We start from the raw sequence: 17872 nt of genomic DNA on the forward strand, positions 1-17872 counted from the left end.
AAAGTTGCTTAGCAATATAGGAGTTTTCTTTTATCTGAAGAAATAAGAATTTATGTAATTGCGGCTACAGGGAGGCAAATAAATGAACAGAACACAAGAACAGCTAATTGTTCAGGCTTTTTTTAAAAAACGAATACAGGAAAGAGTCCTACATGAATTGGCTTCTCCAAAGAAGCGTCTAGATGCTCTAAGCCGACTTTGTCATAACTATAGTACTACTCTAAGAAAGAAATACTTAATCGAAGTTCCAAAAGCTAACTTTCATAAAGAAGATTTAGAAACCTTATTGAGGAAATATGGACCTATTAAGCAGTGTTATGTGATTTCCTGGGATGAAGATATAGATGGCAAAGATATGCCATTATCATCTGCTCTGGAGCATATAGTAGGTCTTGGTATGCCTTCGATCGTTTCCTGTATTCCAGGAAAGCTTGCATACTTTGAGTCCGAACAAGGGTATGGTGCACCGCCTAGATATGTCTTAAAAAGAAATGCTTAGGTAATTTATCTTTCTGGTACTAAGGGGGAAGTGCAATGTTAGGACTCGAACGTGGTTTAGTAAAGCTTGAACCTTATAATGATAAATGGAGTAAGTTATTTGACGAAGAGAGGGAAATGTTATCTTCTCGACTAAAGAAAATTATTATCGCCATTGAACATGTAGGAAGTACGTCTATTGAGGGCCTCTCTGCTAAACCAATTATTGATATTGCAATTGGTGTTAGCTCTTTGGATGTAATTATAAAATTAAAAGAAAAAATAAAGGCACTTGGGTATGTTGAAGTACCAGTGAGTATGGATGGTAAACGTGTTTTTGCAAGGTACAAAGAAAAGAAAATCACTCATTTTTTACATGTAATGATCTATAATCAGAATTTATGGATAGATCAAATTTCTTTTAGAGATTATTTACGATCAGATCCTAATGCAAAGATAGCGTATATAAAAATAAAGGAAGAACTTGCAAACAAATACCCGAATGATGTTGTTTCATATACGAATAAGAAAAAGAAGTTTGTTGATGACATACTAAAAAGAGCGAAGGAATTGCAATGAAGAAAATTAATTCTATTAGAATTGATCCAACAATAAAAAGGCTGTTATCTTATCTTAAGAAGTAATTTATAAAAAAGACCGTTCATAATTTTATAAATTATGAACGGTCTTTGACTTGCTGATTAATCAATCTTGACTAAACGTAAATCGTTCTTGATAGTTTCTATCGCTGCCTTTTTCTTTCCATGTGATCACTACTTCTAGCTCTTTGGCCTTTTCAGAAAGTGGAAAATTCGCAAATTGGAAAGGATATTCGGCATTTTTACTTAGGGTTTCTCTTTCTGTATTCACAATTCCGTATTTGGTAGTCGTGTTTTCTTCATCTCTAAAAAGTTCAACTTTCACATCAGTTGCATCATTTTTAGTATTTTGAATGGTTAATCCATAAGTTTGATAAACACCTTTTTTAGGTTTCATATCTTCTGGATGACTGTCTTTTACTTTATCGATTTCGACCGTCCATTGGCCTGATTTTTGAGTGGTAGGGAGTTGATCAAACGTTAGTGCATTTGCTTTTATTGTAGTACTGAAAGCGAAAACCATAAGAGCAAATGAAAACAACAATAAAGACTTTCTCATAGCTATTCCTCCAATTAAGTTTAGTTCAACTTATTTTCCCCTTGATTCAAGGAAATATGAGGATAAATTTAACACGTTGTTTTGGTTATCTTTTAAAATCTTCGGACTCCCTAATACGATGAAAAAGATACAAGGTTTTATACAAAAATACGGCGTTCAGTTTTTCCTAAAACTTTGTTAAATCAACGATGTATAAAATCATGTATAAACGAGAAAAAGAAAAAGCAAAAAAGCCCTTGTGCGCCAAGGACTCGTTTTTATGATGTCTTCCTGAAAGAGTGTTTATGTAAACTAGCTTTGTATACGATATACACAGTTAAAATCCTTTATTTACAGCAATATAAAATGTTAAAGTGACTATATATTGGAATTAAGTGGAGGATAAACATGTATAGTAAAAATTGTTCTAAATGTGATTCAACTTTAACTAAAGCACGTATTCAATCATCCCCTGGAACAGTGGGAATAAACAAAGCGCCTAGCAGATTATTGAATAACAACAGTAATTATAGTGAGTTAGTACCTTATGTTTGCTCAAGTTGCGGTTATGTAGATTTTTATGTAGAGGATCCTGAAAAGTTCTCATAATAGAGCTTTTCAGGATTTTTTATTTCCGATAAAAAACATTATGTTAACTTAAATAGCTTATTATAATAGCTTATTATATATGTGAGCTACAAAGATATTTTATTAAAAAGGAGATCCTTAAAGTGTTAAATATTAAGAACTTTCATTTGTTAAATAATCTTTCTCCAGAATTTTCGTTTTTAGATATGAAATACATTATAGAAGTAAGGTATTTTATAGAGTATAGTAACAGTTTTCTGTTTGATGAAGAGAATCAAACCAATTTACATATAATTTTTCTTTTACAACCTAAAGGTGCTCATGATTTTTATGAAATTAGTATGAATTTTTATGGAGTGGAGAATTTTGAACTATTTGCAAATGGTGGAGCTATACAACTATCTATACTACAAATATTAGATCTTCGTGATAGGAGTTGGGAAAATATTAGATTTCAAGTGCGTGATGTAGAAAATCGAGATATCGATTTTTATTGTAACAGTATTGAAGTTTTAGATGTTAAGGAATCACCAATTATTGATAACTAATGTTTTAATATTTATTTAGGTGTCATTTCTACCGATAAATGGTTTTATGGTAACTAGATTTGTATATGGTGTACATAGAAATCTACGTTTTCAGATGTACGTGTATCTTTTTTCTTAATAAACTAACGCTGCAGGATAACCCAATGAATTTGTTGTATAGATATGTAGTGAGAGTTATGACTAAATCAAACGTGAGTTCTTTTTTCATCTAACTGTGATTTAGTAAAGTCTAACTAAAATTTTAAAAGAGGTGTTTTTAATGGTTTTAGGAATTTATCCTTATTTAGTTATGAACGGTAATGGACAAGAAGCTGTTAAATTTTACGAAAAAGCATTGGATGCAAAAGTTATTGGAGTTCAAACGTTCGGAGAAATGCCTGGAAATCCAGAATTCCCTACTCCTATAGAAGCAATAGACCGTGTAATGAATGCGCACTTAAAAGTTGGTGATAATGATTTGATGCTTTCTGATACATTCCCGGGTCAACCATACCAAATTGGATCACAAATAACGGTAGCTATCACTATAGACAGTGTAGAAAAATCAAAAGAAGTATTTGAAAAACTGAAAGAAGGTGGTCAAGTAGGAATGCCACTTCAAGAAACTTTTTGGAGCCCATCATATGGCCAAGTAACAGATAAATTCGGTGTTACTTGGCAAATTTCCACACAACCTGCTGATAATGAGTAATCAATGAAAAGCTGTTATTCTTATTATCTCAAGAATTCTTCTCCTGCAAGCTTTTCTTGGTTGGGTTCCTGAATGTGTTTTATATTAACTAAGGATGTGCATCACATACATTTAAAGAAGAAAAACCCACCTAATTTGAGAGGTGGATTTTTCTTTTAGTTAAATATTAAGGGTGTAATTGCTTGTTACTTACATATCATTTAATATTTTTGTAGGCATTTATTATAACCTATCAAATCATTTTGAGAAAGTAAAAAATGAAAACGATTACTTTTATATTTCCTACCGATAAAATCCATTATGAGAACTTAACATGTATAAAATAGAAGGACACAGACAGTAAGATAATACAGAATAGAACACATGTATAAAGTCAGGAAGTGTTTGTTGTTTCCATTAACATTAGTGAATATTCTTTTAAAAGTTATAGAAAAAAACGCCCCTTATTTGGGGCGTACTCTATTATCATTATAAAACATAACCTAAAAACAGTCTACAATTTCATTTTTTTTTAGGTTATAGTTTGATTACTGAATTCAGTAAGACCCATGGGTACATTTAAATTTGAAAGGAAAATTTCTATGATACACAAACATGTTCCTGTTTTAATAGTAGGTGGTGGTCTTAGTGGACTTACCTCTGCTCTCTTTTTGGCACGTCATAACGTTGATTATTTACTGATTGAAAAACACACTGGTACAGCTATCCATCCAAAAGCTGGAGGGATTACATTTCGTACGATGGAAATATTTCGACAACTTGGATTGGAGGCAGCTATCCGGACTGCTAGCAAACCATTAGATAATATTCGTGGAAGGATTGCTGTAGAGACAATCAAAAGCATAGACCCTGAGAAATTAGAAACTGCGGAGAATTCCCAAAAATCTCTTGAAAAAGAGAGAATAGAAAATTTTGAAAAGGTGAGCCCTTCAAAGCCAGCATCTTGTTATCAAATTGAACTAGAACCTATCCTTCTTCAAGCTGCTAAAGAGGGAAAAGGGCATATACGCTATAATACTGAACTTATAGAGTATCAACAAGACGATTTAGGAGTTACAGCAACTATAATAAATAGAGAGACAGGAACGAAAGAAAAAATTCGAAGTGATTATTTAATTGCGGCAGACGGTGCTAAAAGCACAATTCGTCAACATACAAAAATTCCAACTACAGGAAGAGGAGTGATCGGCGGACATTATATCAACATCTATTTTCAGGCTGATCTAAGTCGCTTTCTGAAACCTAGCCAGTTTGGCTGGATTCAAATCCTAAATCCAGAAGTATTTGGTGCGCTCATCACTGTTAACAATCGTGATGAATGGATTTATCATGTGGCCTATAATCCCTCAACTGGAGAAAGTCCAGAAGATTTTTCTGAAGAGCGATGCTGTGAGATTTTAAAAAAAGCTATAGGAGTTTCAAATCTTGATATTGTCATCTTCAGTATTTTACCTTGGGCAGCTGCAGAACAGACAGCCACTCGTTTTCAAGATGGTCGAGTCTTTCTAATTGGAGACGCAGCTCATCTTATGCCACCTACCGGAGGATTTGGTTCGAATACAGGTATTCAAGATGCTCATAATTTAGCTTGGAAACTTGCTGCAGTGATACACAAACAAGCTCATCCACGATTACTCCAAACTTATCATAATGAAAGACACTATGCTGCAGAAGTAACAACGAAATATGCCAGTGATTTGTTATTTAATGTTATAAAGAAAGGTGTAAGCACCCTCAATAGTATGGACCATACTGCAGTTACTGTAGGGTATAAATATAACTCAACAGCAATTATCAAGGAAAACTCCGATACACTGCATAGAATGGATCAATTAGAACTAAACGGAAGGCCAGGTACTCGTGCTCCACATATGTGGTTGAAGTACCAAGGTAAGCGTATATCTACCTTAGATCTAATAGGTGAAAATTTCGTCTTATTTACGGGAAAAGATAATAGCCTTTGGCGCACTGCTACCCGGAATGTATCTTCTCACTTAGGTGTTCCTATTAATGTTTATGGGATCGGTTTACAAGGAGATTGTGTTGAGTGTGAGGATGAGGATAGCTGGGAAGCAGTGTACGATGTTACCTCTCAAGGAGCTGTATTAATAAGACCAGATGGTTTTGTAGCATGGCGTACAAAAGAGGGCGAATCAAATCCTCATCTAACTCTTAAGCAGGTCATGACTAGCGTACTATGGTAAATAAACTAATACGCATGCTCCTGACTTAAGATTAGTTAAAAATTAAAGAATATAACACCTCAAAAGGCATACGTGTTAAAACGTATGCCCTGTGAGTGAGCTTTCATAAAAATTACAAAATATCAATATCAGATATTGCAGACAGATAATACATTGTATCTCTTATCTTTTGATCAACTGTTATATTAACTAGATATTAAATTTAAAAGTATTTACCTTTATTATTTACTCTTATCGACGGCAAATTAGCAATTTTTCTATAAAGTATTACACTTCTAAATTAAAGAATATGAAAGTTTATTCAACTACAGCTAGTGCAAAGTACACGTTTTTATGCGCCTTTAAGCTCACATTTAATCCTGTCATATATCGTTTCTCAATATCCGTCGGGCTTAAATTCTCAAGCAAATTCAATCCGAGTTCTGCCATTTCTTGCTTCATACTAGCTGGATCAAAACCTGTTTTCATTGACTCTCCTATCTTATTCATCATTTTTTCTTTCTTTTTCAAATCAGTGGAAGTAGTTTCCTCATCAAATTCATCTACACTGAAGTAATCAAATACAATCATGCTCCCAGAGGGAGTTACTTTAGGTATATTAGCTAGTGTTTTATATACTTCTTTTTTGGATAAATACATTGTAACTCCTTGCCAGCTAAAAAAACTTTTGGATAAGGCAGAATAGTTTAGTGATGAATTGAGTTTATTTACTATATCCTCCCGAGTGAAGTCAATAGAAATGTAATGTAGGTTTTCTGGATGACCCCAACCCACCTTATCGACACGTTGACGTTTAAAGCTTTGCGTCGCAGGATGATCTAGTTCAAATACATTAAGACTCTTTAACAAATCAGGATATCTAAATGCAAAAGTATCTAAGCCAGCACCCAAGATTACATACTGTTCTACACCAGTTTCAATCGCCTTCATAAAACAATCTTCTGTGTATCGAGAACGGGTGATAGAGGCTGTAGAATTCATTAAGGCTTCTTTTGGCATAATCTTCTCTATTAATTTTTTTTGTTCTTCAGGAACTAGTTCATATGCCAAAAAGTCATTGAAAATTTTGTGGTTTGCATATTTTGAGTGAATACCTCGAATATAAGCTGTCATCATCGCGGTAAAACTGATTTGGTTTTCTTTCATCTATGAATCTCCTTTTGCAATTACATTTGATTTTAACATTCAAATACTGTTTTACCTTTAAAGGGTTATTCCAGAAAATGGACCGTTTGTGGCATAACCTTATATCACTTTTACTATAGGAAACCCCTTCAGATGTAGGATTTAATACAATCTGGTCACCAAGTGCTTCAATTTTTAATTCTATAACTTCTACTTCACTAGCTACCTTTAAATTCTTCCCCAATTTCTTTTATATGAATACCAATCCTAATCTGTATTTTATTGAAAAAAGATTTAAATACTAGACTGAAAAAAAGTACAAAAATATGGTATTATAGAGGTAGGAAATGAATGATTTTTAATAAAAATAATAAGTTTTAAATAGATATTTTGAAGAGAAATATGAAAAAACCCGTATTTTAAAATACAGGTTTTTTTTCTTCTTATAAAACCTATTATGTTAACTCGCTTTCCATATAATATGCCTAACTTTGATTATTGGATTGTTTCTACCGATAGCTTATAACACATATGCTTGTTCTGATAAAAATCCTTAGTTATCCAATTTTTATGGAAATTACATATTATAAAAAAGAGCAAAGCGTCATTTGATTTTAGACTTTGTTCTTCTTGTTTATCATTAGAAGGTAGACAGTTCAGACAGATTAAAAAGTCAAAAAGAGCATCTAATTAACTTTTAGCAAGTCTAAAAAGCTTTGATAGCAAGTCTCTTTGTAATATTGATGGGAATTTATATCTTCGTTCATTAGCCATTGAATGAGCAATCCATCTATAATAGCGCGCATGGTTTTTGAAGTGTTTTCTATATTAATATTCTGTTCAAACACTCCTGTTTTCTGACCAGAAGCAATAATGTCAGATGTAATGCCCCAACAGTTTTGATAAAAATGATGATTAATTTTTCTATATGTTTCATTTTGACCTGCCTGAGACAAGAAATCTAAATAAACTCTATAAAATTTTGCATTTTTCTCAGGGGCGACAAACACTGAGTTTACATAAGCTTTTAATTTACCCAAGGGAGTAGACTCTGAATTCACTGATGCAAGCTCATAGTTATAGATTTTATTTGTAAGCCACTCAAGGAGTTGAGATAAGGTATCTTCCTTATTCTCAAAATAATAATGGACGACTCCTTTACTAACTTCTGCATGATCAGCAATACTCTGTAAGGTAACCGAATTATAACCTTGTACTGACATAGCTTGGAAAGCTGCTCTTAATATTTGATTCTTTCTCTCTTCTGCTTTTTTCTTCATAATAAACCTCCAGCAAACTAAACGTACAAATTAGTATACAACATTTTATAAAATTTGAACAAAAAATTATTCTGACCGGCCAAAAAAAGTTTGACCGGTCAGAATAATAATGTATACTAGAAGTAGTTTCACAAAGGAGGAATGACAAAATGAAAGATCAATTCAAAGCGCTAGTAGTAGACAAAGTTAATGATGAATTTTCAATGAATGTAAAAAATATTTCTCTAGAATTTTTGCCTAAGAGTGATGTCTTAATCAAGGTACATTATTCAGGGATTAACTATAAAGATGGGCTAGCAGGTACTCCTGATGGTAAAATCGTAAGAAATTATCCATTTATACCAGGAGTAGATTTAGTAGGTGTAGTCGTTTCTTCTAATGACCCTCGCTTTCATGAAGGAGATGAAGTCATTGCAACAAGTTACGATATAGGTGTTTCCCACTTTGGTGGATACAGCGAATATGCCAGTATTCCAGGTGATTGGATTGTACCTTTACCTGAAAATTGGACTCTTAAAGAAGCCATTGTAGTAGGAACAGCAGGCTTTACGGCAGCCCTATCTATACAACGTCTAGAGGAGAATGGGGTGTCACCAGACAAAGGAAAAGTTCTTGTGACAGGTGCAACCGGTGGCGTTGGCAGTTTTGCGGTCTCATTTTTAAACTCTCTGGGTTATAAAGTAGAAGCTAGCACAGGGAAAGAATCGGAGTATGAGTATTTACGAAAACTCGGAGCTCATACCATTATTTCAAGGGATATGACGTATGGAGGAAAGGTTAAAGCTTTAGGGGCACAAAAATGGGCTGCAGCCGTTGACCCTGTTGGTGGAGATCCTCTGTCCTCTGTTTTAAGTCAGATTCAATATGGTGGTTCAGTTGCTGTTAGTGGGTTAACAGCTGGGACAAAACTGGCCTCTACTGTTTTTCCATTTATTTTAAGGGGCGTCAACTTACTTGGCATTGACTCTGTATACTGCCCAATGGAAACACGTTTGAAAATATGGAAACGTATAGCAACAGATTTCAAACCATCAAATTTTGAAGATTTTATCTCACAAGAAATTAATTTAAATCAGCTTCCTACTGTTCTTCCTAACATATTAAAAGGGCATGTAAGAGGAAGAACGATTGTAAAATTAGTCTGATAAGAAATTTATATTGAGATTTCTTAATGTCAAAAATCACGCACTATAAAAGATTTTTAAAATATTTGAGAAATACATCCAAAAAAATACATTATGTTAATAAGTATACAATCAAAGAAATGGGGTGCTATCAGTTCTTAAAGGATAAGAACTAATAGCACCCCTTTCTTACTTGCTAAAAAGGTTGTTTTCTCTGAATGACTGAAGGTTTAGATTAAGTTAATACCCTCCTTTTTTAAGACCAGCAAATAACGTTTGCTTTCAGATTCTTTATAAAAGTTATCTTTTCATAAGTATTTCTTAAGAATTGTTAAGGTTTTTCCTCGTATCTTATTAAGGTTTTGGCATTAAACTACTGATTATAACCTATCATCTGAAGAAACGAGGAGAAATAAATGAATGCCATGCATTTCATTCAAGAATATATGAGACACCCGCGTGCAGTTGGAGCGATTATGCCGAGCTCTAAATCATTAGCTAAGAAAATGATGAAGTCTATACCATTTAAGGAAATAACGTGTATCATTGAATATGGTCCAGGAACAGGCGTATTTACAGAAGAAATTGTTCAAAATAAACGGAAAGACACCATTTTCTTAGCGATAGAAGCCAATGAAACATTCTATAACATATTAAAGAAGAAATATGGACATATCGAGAATGTGCACATTATTCATGGCTCTGCTGAGAATATAAGTGACTATTTAAAACAATATGACATTGAAAAAGTAGACTATATCGTATCTGGATTGCCTTTTACAAGCTTACCAGGAACTATTTCTACACAGATCTTACATGAGACAGGATCTTTGCTGGGACCAGAAGGCAAATTCATTACATTCCAGTATTCGAAAGTAAAACGCTCTTTCTTTAAATCCTTTTTTACTACGATTCAGTATGAAAAAGTGTATAGAAATGTTCCACCAGCTTATGTATTCGTATGTAATAACTAATCCTACTCCTGTTCTCTAGTTTATATTGAATTTAAGAATAGAAAGAGTGAAGAAACATGTCAGAAAGAACCATCCTTATTGTCGACGATGAAGACGAAATCAGAAATCTTATGTCCATTTATTTAAAAAATGAAGGATATCAAGTAGTAGATGTACCGGATGCTGCAACAGCTATGGATATGTTAAAAAAACAAAAAATTGACCTGATTATTCTAGATGTGATGATGCCAGGGATGAATGGGATAGATACTTGCTTAAAAATCAGAGAAGAATATACCATGCCCATTATTTTTTTATCAGCTAAATCAGAAGATATGGATAAAATTCACGGTCTGGCCAGTGGAGCAGAAGACTATGTTACAAAGCCCTTTAACCCATTAGAACTGATGGCGCGTGTAAAATCTCAACTTCGTCGATACTATATGGCGCCTGAAAGAGAGGTTTCTTCCCACTTCTTAGAAAAGGGAGACTTAAAAGTGGACGGAAGGACAAATGAAGTGTTTGTAAGAGATCAAGAGGTTCGTTTAACTCCTAAAGAATTTCAAATTCTCTCTTTGTTACTTCAGCATCAAGGACAAGTATTTAGTATTCAACAGATTTATGAAACTGTATGGAAAGAACCTTTTTATAAGTCGGATAATACGATTATGGTCCATATGACAAAAATTAGAGACAAAATAGAAGAGAACCCTAAAAAGCCAATCTATATTCAGACTGTATGGGGCGTAGGCTATAAAGCATGAAAACGAGAAATAATGCAGACAAAATTGGACGACCATCAGTTAATTTGAACACAAAATTATTCCTTATTTTTATTATCTCCTTGATTGTATCTATCCTTAGCTTTTTTCTTTTTATCTTCATAAATCCCCAATTTGGGGATATCCGTAACCAACAAATAGAGCAACAAAAAGAGGAAGAGACGATTAGAAAGCTCCTTGTTCAGCTCACTCATTCAATCGAAGAGAAGCACATGAGCTTAGATGATATAGATAACATTGCTTCAACGCTAAATCCTATAACGGATGCTCATCCTAATTTAGGGTTCTTAGTAGCAAATGCCAAAGGAGACGTTCTTTTTCATTCAAATAACAAAAAAATAAAAAGTACCAATATAAAGTATTTACTCAAACAAAAGCTTGCAGCTGAATCTACGGGTAATCAATCATTTAATGCACATTATTCTTCTTTTATATCGCTCCTTTCCCTTCAAGATGATATCGGATACCTCGTTATTGAAGGACCTTCTTTTGATCCTATTTTCAGTCCGAATAGATATATTTATCAAGTCTATATGGGACTTGGAGGTAGTGTGCTCATCTTTTTTGTCTTGTTTTTATTATGGACAAGGCCTATTACACGGTACATTAAGCAGATTGAAGAGGGAATCAACAGGATTGTGAACAAGGACTGGACGTATTCCATTCCGGTGAAAGGAAAAAATGAACTGTCATTCTTAGCTAAAAACATCAATTGGATGACCGAACAAATGAGGCAACGTTTTGAAAAAGAACGTAAAGTGGAACAAGCCAAAAATGAATTAATTACAAATCTCTCGCATGATTTACGAACTCCATTGACCTCTATTATTGGATATCTAACACTCTTGAAAGATAAACAGTATAAAAATAGTGAAGAGCTGGAGCAATATATTCAAACCACCTACGGTATTTCATTCAAATTGAAAAATTTATTGGATGAACTATTCGAATATACGAAGTTGTCCCTACCTGACGTAGACATGCAATTTCAAGAAGTCGATTTAAGTGGGGTGTTATATCAGCTTGTAGGAGAGTATACCCCTATGTTTGAAAATCGTGGGCTCTCTGTAAAAGTAGATATTCCCAATGATGCTGTCTTTATCTCCATAGATATTGAGAAAATGATTCGCGTTTTCGATAATTTACTTTCGAATGCTGAAAAATACAGTCATGAAAGTGGAGATATTGAGATAGTCCTCTATACTAACGAAAAACAAGTCATTGCACGTATTTCTAATACAACTGATCAAATTGCTTCTGAGGAATTAAACCATCTGTTTGATAAGTTTTATCGAATGGATAAAGCACGCTCTAGCAAAGTCGTAGGGTCGGGAATTGGCCTTTCCATTGCCAAACGAATTGTTGAACTTCATCAAGGCGAAATATGGGCAGAAAGCGAGCAAAACAAGACAACGATGTATGTTGCATTGCCTTTGCACCAAGATATAAAGGAGAAAGAGACCATTTATGAAGATTTATGAACTAATTAGACTATCAGTAGAAATTATGTTTACGCCTATTTCTGATGATGTTCTAATGCTAACTCAAGTCGGTATCTGGGCTTCTAAGGGCATCAACCCTTATGTAGTGTGGATATCGTCTTGGATTACACTCTTTATAGCTTTTCTATGGTTCTTTCTAGTAGGAAGATTCTTTAGACAGGTGCCTCTAATTGAAAAATGGATGGCGAAGAAATGGTTACAAAAAGCCGAAAAGCTACTTGATCGTTTTGGGGCTGGGGCGATTATGTTAGCTTTTTTTGTACCTGGAGTTCGACACCCTATTCATTATATAGCCGGAATTTTAAAGTTTCCGATAAAAAAATGCTTGCTAGCTAACTTTTTAGCATCTTCCTTATATTCGGGCGGTTGGACTTTTATGGTTTATAAGTTTAACCAAAAAATTGGGATCAAATTAGTGTTAATTTGGTTACATCAACACTTGTCTATCGTACTACCATTAGTCGCTATTCCCCTTTTATGCTTCATTTTCTACAAGGTGAAAAGAAATAAAAATGAGTCGTGATATTATTTCTACTTCATACTGCTCATGAAAAAACTTGTTTTATAAAAGACCTAAGTGATACGGGACTTATCTAATTAAAGGAGCAAAGTGATGTGAAATTGATACAACAACTTTTCTCTTCAATTTGTTTATTTTTGTTGATATTAGGCGTGGTATTAGCGATTTGGGAATTTATAAATTTATTATTACATGTTAAAAGTAACTTACAATAACCATTAATTAGGCTTAAGTAGCTATATGGTTGTAAAAGGCTGCATACCACAAATAATAAATCTTAATCAGAACCCTAATTTTACAAGGGTTCTTTTTTTATTCCTAAAAGTCACATTATGGTAACTCCACTTGTAGAAGATATACAGTTAAAATAAAGATCTTATGATTGTATTGCTTCAGTCAAATTTAACTTTTTGATCAATTCTTCAGTTGTTAAAACTTTGGCAAACTCATTATCTAAAGTTGCTAATGACACAGTATGTATTTGTTCAGCTGGATAATATGCATTATCTTCTCCTTTTATTGCAAATGTAGCTGTGGCATCTGATACGAGCTACGTTTCAAATCCTAAATTATCACTCATTGGAGTAGTAGTTGATACATAATGTGGAGTTGTTAATCCTACTATTAAGACTTTTTCTATTTTGTTTTCTTTCAAATGATTCTCAATCCTTTTAATTATTTTCTGAATATTTTAATTTTTTATAAATATATGTCTTTGAAATGGTATAATATAGAGAACGTCAGTTCTGGAGGCTTAGTATGCAAATTAAAAAAGTTTATATTTATGTATTTAACACAATGTCAGATTGGGAGTATGGATATTTAATTGCTGAACTAAATTCAGGAAGATATTTTAGACAAGGTTTAGCCCCTTTAAAAGTAATGACGGTAGGAGTTAATAAAGAAATTATTAAAACAATGGGGGGGCTGAGTATACAGCCGGATATTTCTCTTGATGAGTGCACTCTTTTGGATAAAGATCTTTTAATTCTACCGGGAGGAAATACATGGAGTGAGGAGATTCATCAACCTATATTGAAAAAAGTTGGGGAAGTTTTAGAGCTTGGTACTATTGTAGCTGCAATTTGTGGTGCTACTGATGCCCTTGCAAATAGTGGATACTTAGATTCTAGAAAGCATACGCTTAATAACTTAGAATATACAAAAATGGTCTGTCCCAACTATAAAGGGGAGAAGTTGTATGAGGGTGGACCTGTAGTATCCGATAATAACATGATTACTGCTTCAGGAATAGCACCTCTAGAATTCGCGAGGGACGTATTAAAAAAATTAGATGTATTCGCATCAAATACATTAGATTCATGGTATAGCTTAAATAAAACTCAGAAGTCTGAATACTTTTTTCAGTTAATGAGCTCAATATAGATCCCTAATTATATACAAGGTCGATTACAATAATCTTCTTTTTTATTTTTGTAGATACCTATATTCTGTTTTATATTAACTAAATTGATTGTTTGTTTAAGAAAGTAATTGCCTAAAAAGCAATTACTTTTCTTTTTTTATAGAAAAATATGAAATAATTGTATACTTTTTCACTGTTCAGACGTTATAAGACAGGAAGGAGGAAAAACATTTGAAAAATCGGTTATCAAACGATCAACTAAAAATTGTAATGAATCAACTTTATTTGTACTTAATCAAACAAGGTGCAAACCAAGAAACAGCTAAAGATATTGTTCAAGAAGCTGTTTGTAAACTACTTCTTCATCTTGATTCGATTGATACCGATAAATATAAATCATGGCTTTTTAAAGTAGCTATAAACTTATATTACGATCACTGTCGAAAGAACAAAAAATCTCAGTACGTGGTAGTAGAAGATTACCTTATTACCAATGAACGATTAATTGAAGAGATAATGATTGTACAAGAAAATCAGCTTCTAGTAAGAAGTATACTTCAAAAGTTGTCTCCCACCTTTAAGCAACTGCTTCTTTTAAAATACGAGCTAGAGTGGTCATATAAACAAATTGCGGAATATGTAGATATGAAACCTGAGGCTGTGAAAACATATTTAGCTCGTGCTAGAAAAACATTTAAAGAGATGTATAGGAGAGAATGTAATGAAGAAAACGAATGATGAGTTAGATTCTATTTTTGATGAAAAGTCTTTACATAGAACACTTAGAAAAGCAAAGTATAGAGCAATTTCACGAACAATTTTTATCTCCGCACTCGTAGTCAGCTTTATTATTGGTATATTTGTAAAAGGGAATAATTACTTTATTAATACACAAGGAGAAAAAATTAGCTGATCGGTTAATCACAGGAAAATTATGTGAGGATGTCTCCAAATACATTTACTAGTACAGATACAATTTCAATTGGAGTTTTAAAGGGGACTATTAAGAGTGAAGTATTTAAAGTTATTGAAAACAAAGTGATACCTTGGGATACAGAAGAAATAACGTATGATTTACATCGGAAACTTGAATGCATCATTCTCAACATGAGTAGTACAATTGTCAATGAAACGACAGTTTATCATATTCCTAATGGGCAACGTGAGATGTTATTTTACGTACCCAAATACAAATATAAGTTGTATGCGAATGACTTTGACATGATTAAAAAATATCCAAATGATAAATACATGGAGATGGCCATATCTCTCAATAAAAATTACACATTGAAAGAAGTACAAAAGATGCTGCCTACATCTACTCACCAAACGTGGTATTGGGTAGATAACTATGGAAAGTCTACTGGTTACAGAAACAATCCAGAAAATGGGCGATGGCTATTAGGTATTTCTAAACCATCACCACAACTAGGAGCAAAACTAACGACTACTAAAATTAAAACAGAAGCAGACTTTTTAAATGAGCTCCAAAAAACAGATCCAGGAGAAGTGAAAAATTTAAAAAACAGACAGAAAAATGGATTGATTATAGGCGTAGTTGTTACAGGAACAAAAGAAGAACTGCTTTCTTTGCAAAACAAACCCTATGTTAAAGCAGCTAGTTTGGGAGCAGTGGTAGATAAATATTGAATTTTAGGGACTTGAAATGAAGGAAACCCGTTGTATATTAACTGATAGATAAATAAAGAGAATCCTTTTTTTATTCCTTCTAGGTAAAAAAACCTCTAAGTGACTACCTGGTAATTACTTAGAGGTTTTTTGAATTATTTTACTAAAACCGTTGTATTCGCCGGAATCAAAAGCTGATTTTTGACCTTTTTAGCACCTTTTTCACTAGCAAAAATTAATTTACCTTTCGCTGCTACAGATACTTTTACAGGTTGATTTGAAATATTATGATACACACTAATGGAGTTGCCTTTATACGTACGGCTATAAGCAACAACTTCTTTACTGTCTACTGAAATAGATTGAAGCGTTCCTTTTACTAACTCTTCATGCTGCTGACGCACGCGAATCATTTCACGGTAATGATTTAACAAAGAGTCCTTTTGTTTGGTTTGTGCTTCTACAGACACGCCGTTGCCTCCTGTATTGTATACAGGTGTTTCCCAGCTAGTTTGTCCAAGTCCGTTTCCTTCGTACCAGCGGAACGGTTCACGGATTAACTCATCAGGCTTTTCACCAGTCATGCCGATTTCTTCACCGTAATAAATATACGGGTTGCCAGGAAGCGTAAGTAAGATAGAAGCAGCTGATTTTGCTTTATTGACATCGCCGCTCAGCTCACTCATGACGCGATTTTGGTCATGGTTGGTTAAGAAAATGCCGTCAATTTTATTTGGATTGTATGATTTGAACAGCTCATCCGTTGCCGCTGCTGCAGTAGCGATTCCTTGATCATTTCCTGCTTTTACAGAGCTGACAATTTTTCCTGCTAAATCAAAGTTAAATAGGGAATCAAGCGACTGATAATAAGGAGCTACTACTTCCGGCTGATCCCATACTTCACCCGTTAGATATACGTTAGGGTTTTCTTTTTTCATTGCATCTCTAAACTCATTCCACCACAGGAGATTTTTCTTAGCGCCTTCAGGTGTTTGACCTTTAAAGATATGAAGCGCAGCATCTAAGCGGAAGCCGTCAACGCCTTGCTTTAGCCAAAACTTTCCGACATTAATCATTTCTTTTCTTACTTCAGGGTTATCGTAATTTAAGTCAGGCATTCCTTCCCAGAACGTTCCATAAAAATACTCTCCGTTTGGAGCTTTATGCCATACTTGCTGCCCCCAAGATCCTTTTTCATTCAAGTCGGTATCTTTATCAGCCCAAATATAGTAATCTCTGTACTTGCTGTTTTTATCTTTTAACGCAGCTTGAAACCAAGGGTGTTCGCTGCTCGTATGATTCACAACGAGGTCCATAATAACTTTTACATCTCGTTTATCTGCTTCTTTCATCAGTTTGCGAAAATCTTGCAGATTTCCGTACTGAGGATCAATGTTATAATAGTCCGTTACATCATATTTATGATAGCTAGGAGAAGGGTTGACCGGCATCATCCAAATCCCGTTTACTTGAAGATCATTCTTTGTATGAGAATTGCCATCATTTAAATAGTCCAGCTTTTGTGTAAGACCTTTTAAATCACCATGTCCATCTTTATTTGCATCGTAAAAAGAGTTTACATACACCTCATAAAATACACCGTTTTTATCTGCAGCTGGAGATTTACCTTTATGTACGGTTTCGGCGTGAACGCCTGTTGATAAGCTAGCAGCCAGCGGCAGTGTTAGAGCTAAAGCTGTCCATTTTTTCCCTTTCATCGTTTCATCCCCTTTTTTTGCAATCGTTTGCATAAATTGACTACAATTGAAATATAGCACCTCTTTGAAAACGATTACAACGAAAATTTTATTTTGATTATTTTGAACTAGTAATTATTCTGACAACCTAGTTATTTACTGTGTCCAATGGCATTAAGAAGCTGCATTATATTAAGGCTATAGATAGAAAACATCAATAAAATAAGGGAGTATTATCCAAATGAAAAT

Annotated in this window: 18 protein-coding genes and 1 pseudogene; 14 read left to right on the forward strand and 5 right to left on the reverse strand. The window is 33.7% G+C overall.

Annotated features, from left to right (window positions below):
* The first annotated feature begins 82 nt into the window (after window positions 1-82).
* Entirely contained in the window at window positions 83-499 is a 417-nt protein-coding gene (locus ACXAE4_RS15385; protein ID WP_154972949.1) for a hypothetical protein, read from the forward strand.
* Window positions 500-534: 35 nt separating this feature from the next.
* Window positions 535-1056 carry a GrpB family protein gene (locus tag ACXAE4_RS15390; protein ID WP_099331039.1) on the forward strand — a complete coding sequence of 174 codons (522 nt, stop codon included), beginning with the start codon at window positions 535-537 and terminating at the stop codon, window positions 1054-1056.
* 126 nt (window positions 1057-1182) lie between these two features.
* Here the strand turns inward: ACXAE4_RS15390 and ACXAE4_RS15395 are convergent, their stop codons facing one another.
* Window positions 1183-1635 carry a hypothetical protein gene (locus ACXAE4_RS15395; protein WP_099331038.1) on the reverse strand — a complete coding sequence of 151 codons (453 nt, stop codon included), beginning with the start codon at window positions 1633-1635 and terminating at the stop codon, window positions 1183-1185.
* 710 nt (window positions 1636-2345) lie between these two features.
* Here ACXAE4_RS15395 and ACXAE4_RS15400 point away from each other — a divergent pair.
* From ACXAE4_RS15400 to ACXAE4_RS15410, 3 genes are all read left to right on the forward strand, one after another.
* Entirely contained in the window at window positions 2346-2750 is a 405-nt protein-coding gene (locus ACXAE4_RS15400; RefSeq protein WP_099331036.1) for a hypothetical protein, read from the forward strand.
* Window positions 2751-3009: 259 nt separating this feature from the next.
* Complete coding sequence (locus ACXAE4_RS15405) at window positions 3010-3441, forward strand: VOC family protein (protein ID WP_028413235.1); 432 nt, start codon at window positions 3010-3012, stop codon at window positions 3439-3441.
* Between the two features lie 581 nt (window positions 3442-4022).
* Window positions 4023-5645 (forward strand): FAD-dependent monooxygenase, encoded by a 1623-nt coding sequence (locus ACXAE4_RS15410; protein WP_154972947.1) that lies wholly within the window; start codon window positions 4023-4025, stop codon window positions 5643-5645.
* A gap of 297 nt (window positions 5646-5942) precedes the next feature.
* Here the strand turns inward: ACXAE4_RS15410 and ACXAE4_RS15415 are convergent, their stop codons facing one another.
* The gene (locus ACXAE4_RS15415; RefSeq protein WP_108674734.1) at window positions 5943-6791 is read right to left on the reverse strand and encodes a class I SAM-dependent methyltransferase; all 849 of its coding nucleotides are present in this window, start codon (window positions 6789-6791) and stop codon (window positions 5943-5945) included.
* A 665-nt stretch (window positions 6792-7456) separates the two neighbouring features.
* Window positions 7457-8050, reverse strand: a complete 594-nt coding sequence (locus tag ACXAE4_RS15420; RefSeq protein WP_028413238.1) for a TetR/AcrR family transcriptional regulator — start codon at window positions 8048-8050, stop codon at window positions 7457-7459.
* Between the two features lie 149 nt (window positions 8051-8199).
* Here ACXAE4_RS15420 and ACXAE4_RS15425 point away from each other — a divergent pair, with 149 nt between their 5' ends.
* The 5 genes from ACXAE4_RS15425 (at window position 8200) to ACXAE4_RS15445 (ending at window position 12934) form a co-directional block, all read left to right on the forward strand.
* A complete protein-coding gene (locus tag ACXAE4_RS15425) occupies window positions 8200-9195 on the forward strand; it encodes an NADPH:quinone oxidoreductase family protein (RefSeq protein WP_475236333.1) in 996 nt (331 codons plus the stop codon).
* A 395-nt stretch (window positions 9196-9590) separates the two neighbouring features.
* Window positions 9591-10148, forward strand: coding sequence for a class I SAM-dependent methyltransferase (locus ACXAE4_RS15430; RefSeq protein WP_289578946.1), 558 nt, complete (start codon window positions 9591-9593; stop codon window positions 10146-10148).
* 56 nt (window positions 10149-10204) lie between these two features.
* Window positions 10205-10891 carry a response regulator transcription factor gene (locus tag ACXAE4_RS15435; protein ID WP_028413241.1) on the forward strand — a complete coding sequence of 229 codons (687 nt, stop codon included), beginning with the start codon at window positions 10205-10207 and terminating at the stop codon, window positions 10889-10891.
* Window positions 10888-12390: a sensor histidine kinase gene (locus tag ACXAE4_RS15440; RefSeq protein ID WP_051418565.1), complete on the forward strand. Its 1503-nt coding sequence runs from the start codon at window positions 10888-10890 to the stop codon at window positions 12388-12390. Before ACXAE4_RS15435 ends, ACXAE4_RS15440 begins: the two co-directional genes overlap by 4 nt.
* Window positions 12377-12934, forward strand: coding sequence for a DedA family protein (locus ACXAE4_RS15445; RefSeq protein WP_154972946.1), 558 nt, complete (start codon window positions 12377-12379; stop codon window positions 12932-12934). Before ACXAE4_RS15440 ends, ACXAE4_RS15445 begins: the two co-directional genes overlap by 14 nt.
* Window positions 12935-13307: 373 nt before the next feature.
* Here the strand turns inward: ACXAE4_RS15445 and ACXAE4_RS15450 are convergent.
* A pseudogene (locus ACXAE4_RS15450) lies at window positions 13308-13598 on the reverse strand (isochorismatase family protein); the annotation flags it as partial.
* Window positions 13599-13690: 92 nt separating this feature from the next.
* Here ACXAE4_RS15450 and ACXAE4_RS15455 point away from each other — a divergent pair.
* The 4 genes from ACXAE4_RS15455 (at window position 13691) to ACXAE4_RS15470 (ending at window position 15947) form a co-directional block, all read left to right on the forward strand.
* Window positions 13691-14317, forward strand: coding sequence for a type 1 glutamine amidotransferase family protein (locus ACXAE4_RS15455; RefSeq protein WP_028413244.1), 627 nt, complete (start codon window positions 13691-13693; stop codon window positions 14315-14317).
* 211 nt (window positions 14318-14528) lie between these two features.
* Window positions 14529-15035, forward strand: a complete 507-nt coding sequence (locus tag ACXAE4_RS15460; protein ID WP_475236337.1) for an RNA polymerase sigma factor — start codon at window positions 14529-14531, stop codon at window positions 15033-15035.
* Window positions 15019-15210 (forward strand): hypothetical protein, encoded by a 192-nt coding sequence (locus ACXAE4_RS15465; RefSeq protein ID WP_475236338.1) that lies wholly within the window; start codon window positions 15019-15021, stop codon window positions 15208-15210. Before ACXAE4_RS15460 ends, ACXAE4_RS15465 begins: the two co-directional genes overlap by 17 nt.
* Window positions 15211-15239: 29 nt before the next feature.
* Complete coding sequence (locus tag ACXAE4_RS15470; RefSeq protein WP_475236339.1) at window positions 15240-15947, forward strand: anti sigma factor C-terminal domain-containing protein; 708 nt, start codon at window positions 15240-15242, stop codon at window positions 15945-15947.
* Between the two features lie 134 nt (window positions 15948-16081).
* Here the strand turns inward: ACXAE4_RS15470 and ACXAE4_RS15475 are convergent, their stop codons facing one another.
* Complete coding sequence (locus ACXAE4_RS15475) at window positions 16082-17677, reverse strand: alpha-amylase family glycosyl hydrolase (protein WP_154972945.1); 1596 nt, start codon at window positions 17675-17677, stop codon at window positions 16082-16084.
* Window positions 17678-17872 lie beyond the last annotated feature (195 nt).

It is taken from the genome of Priestia sp. ABM2_011, assembly GCF_056158845.1.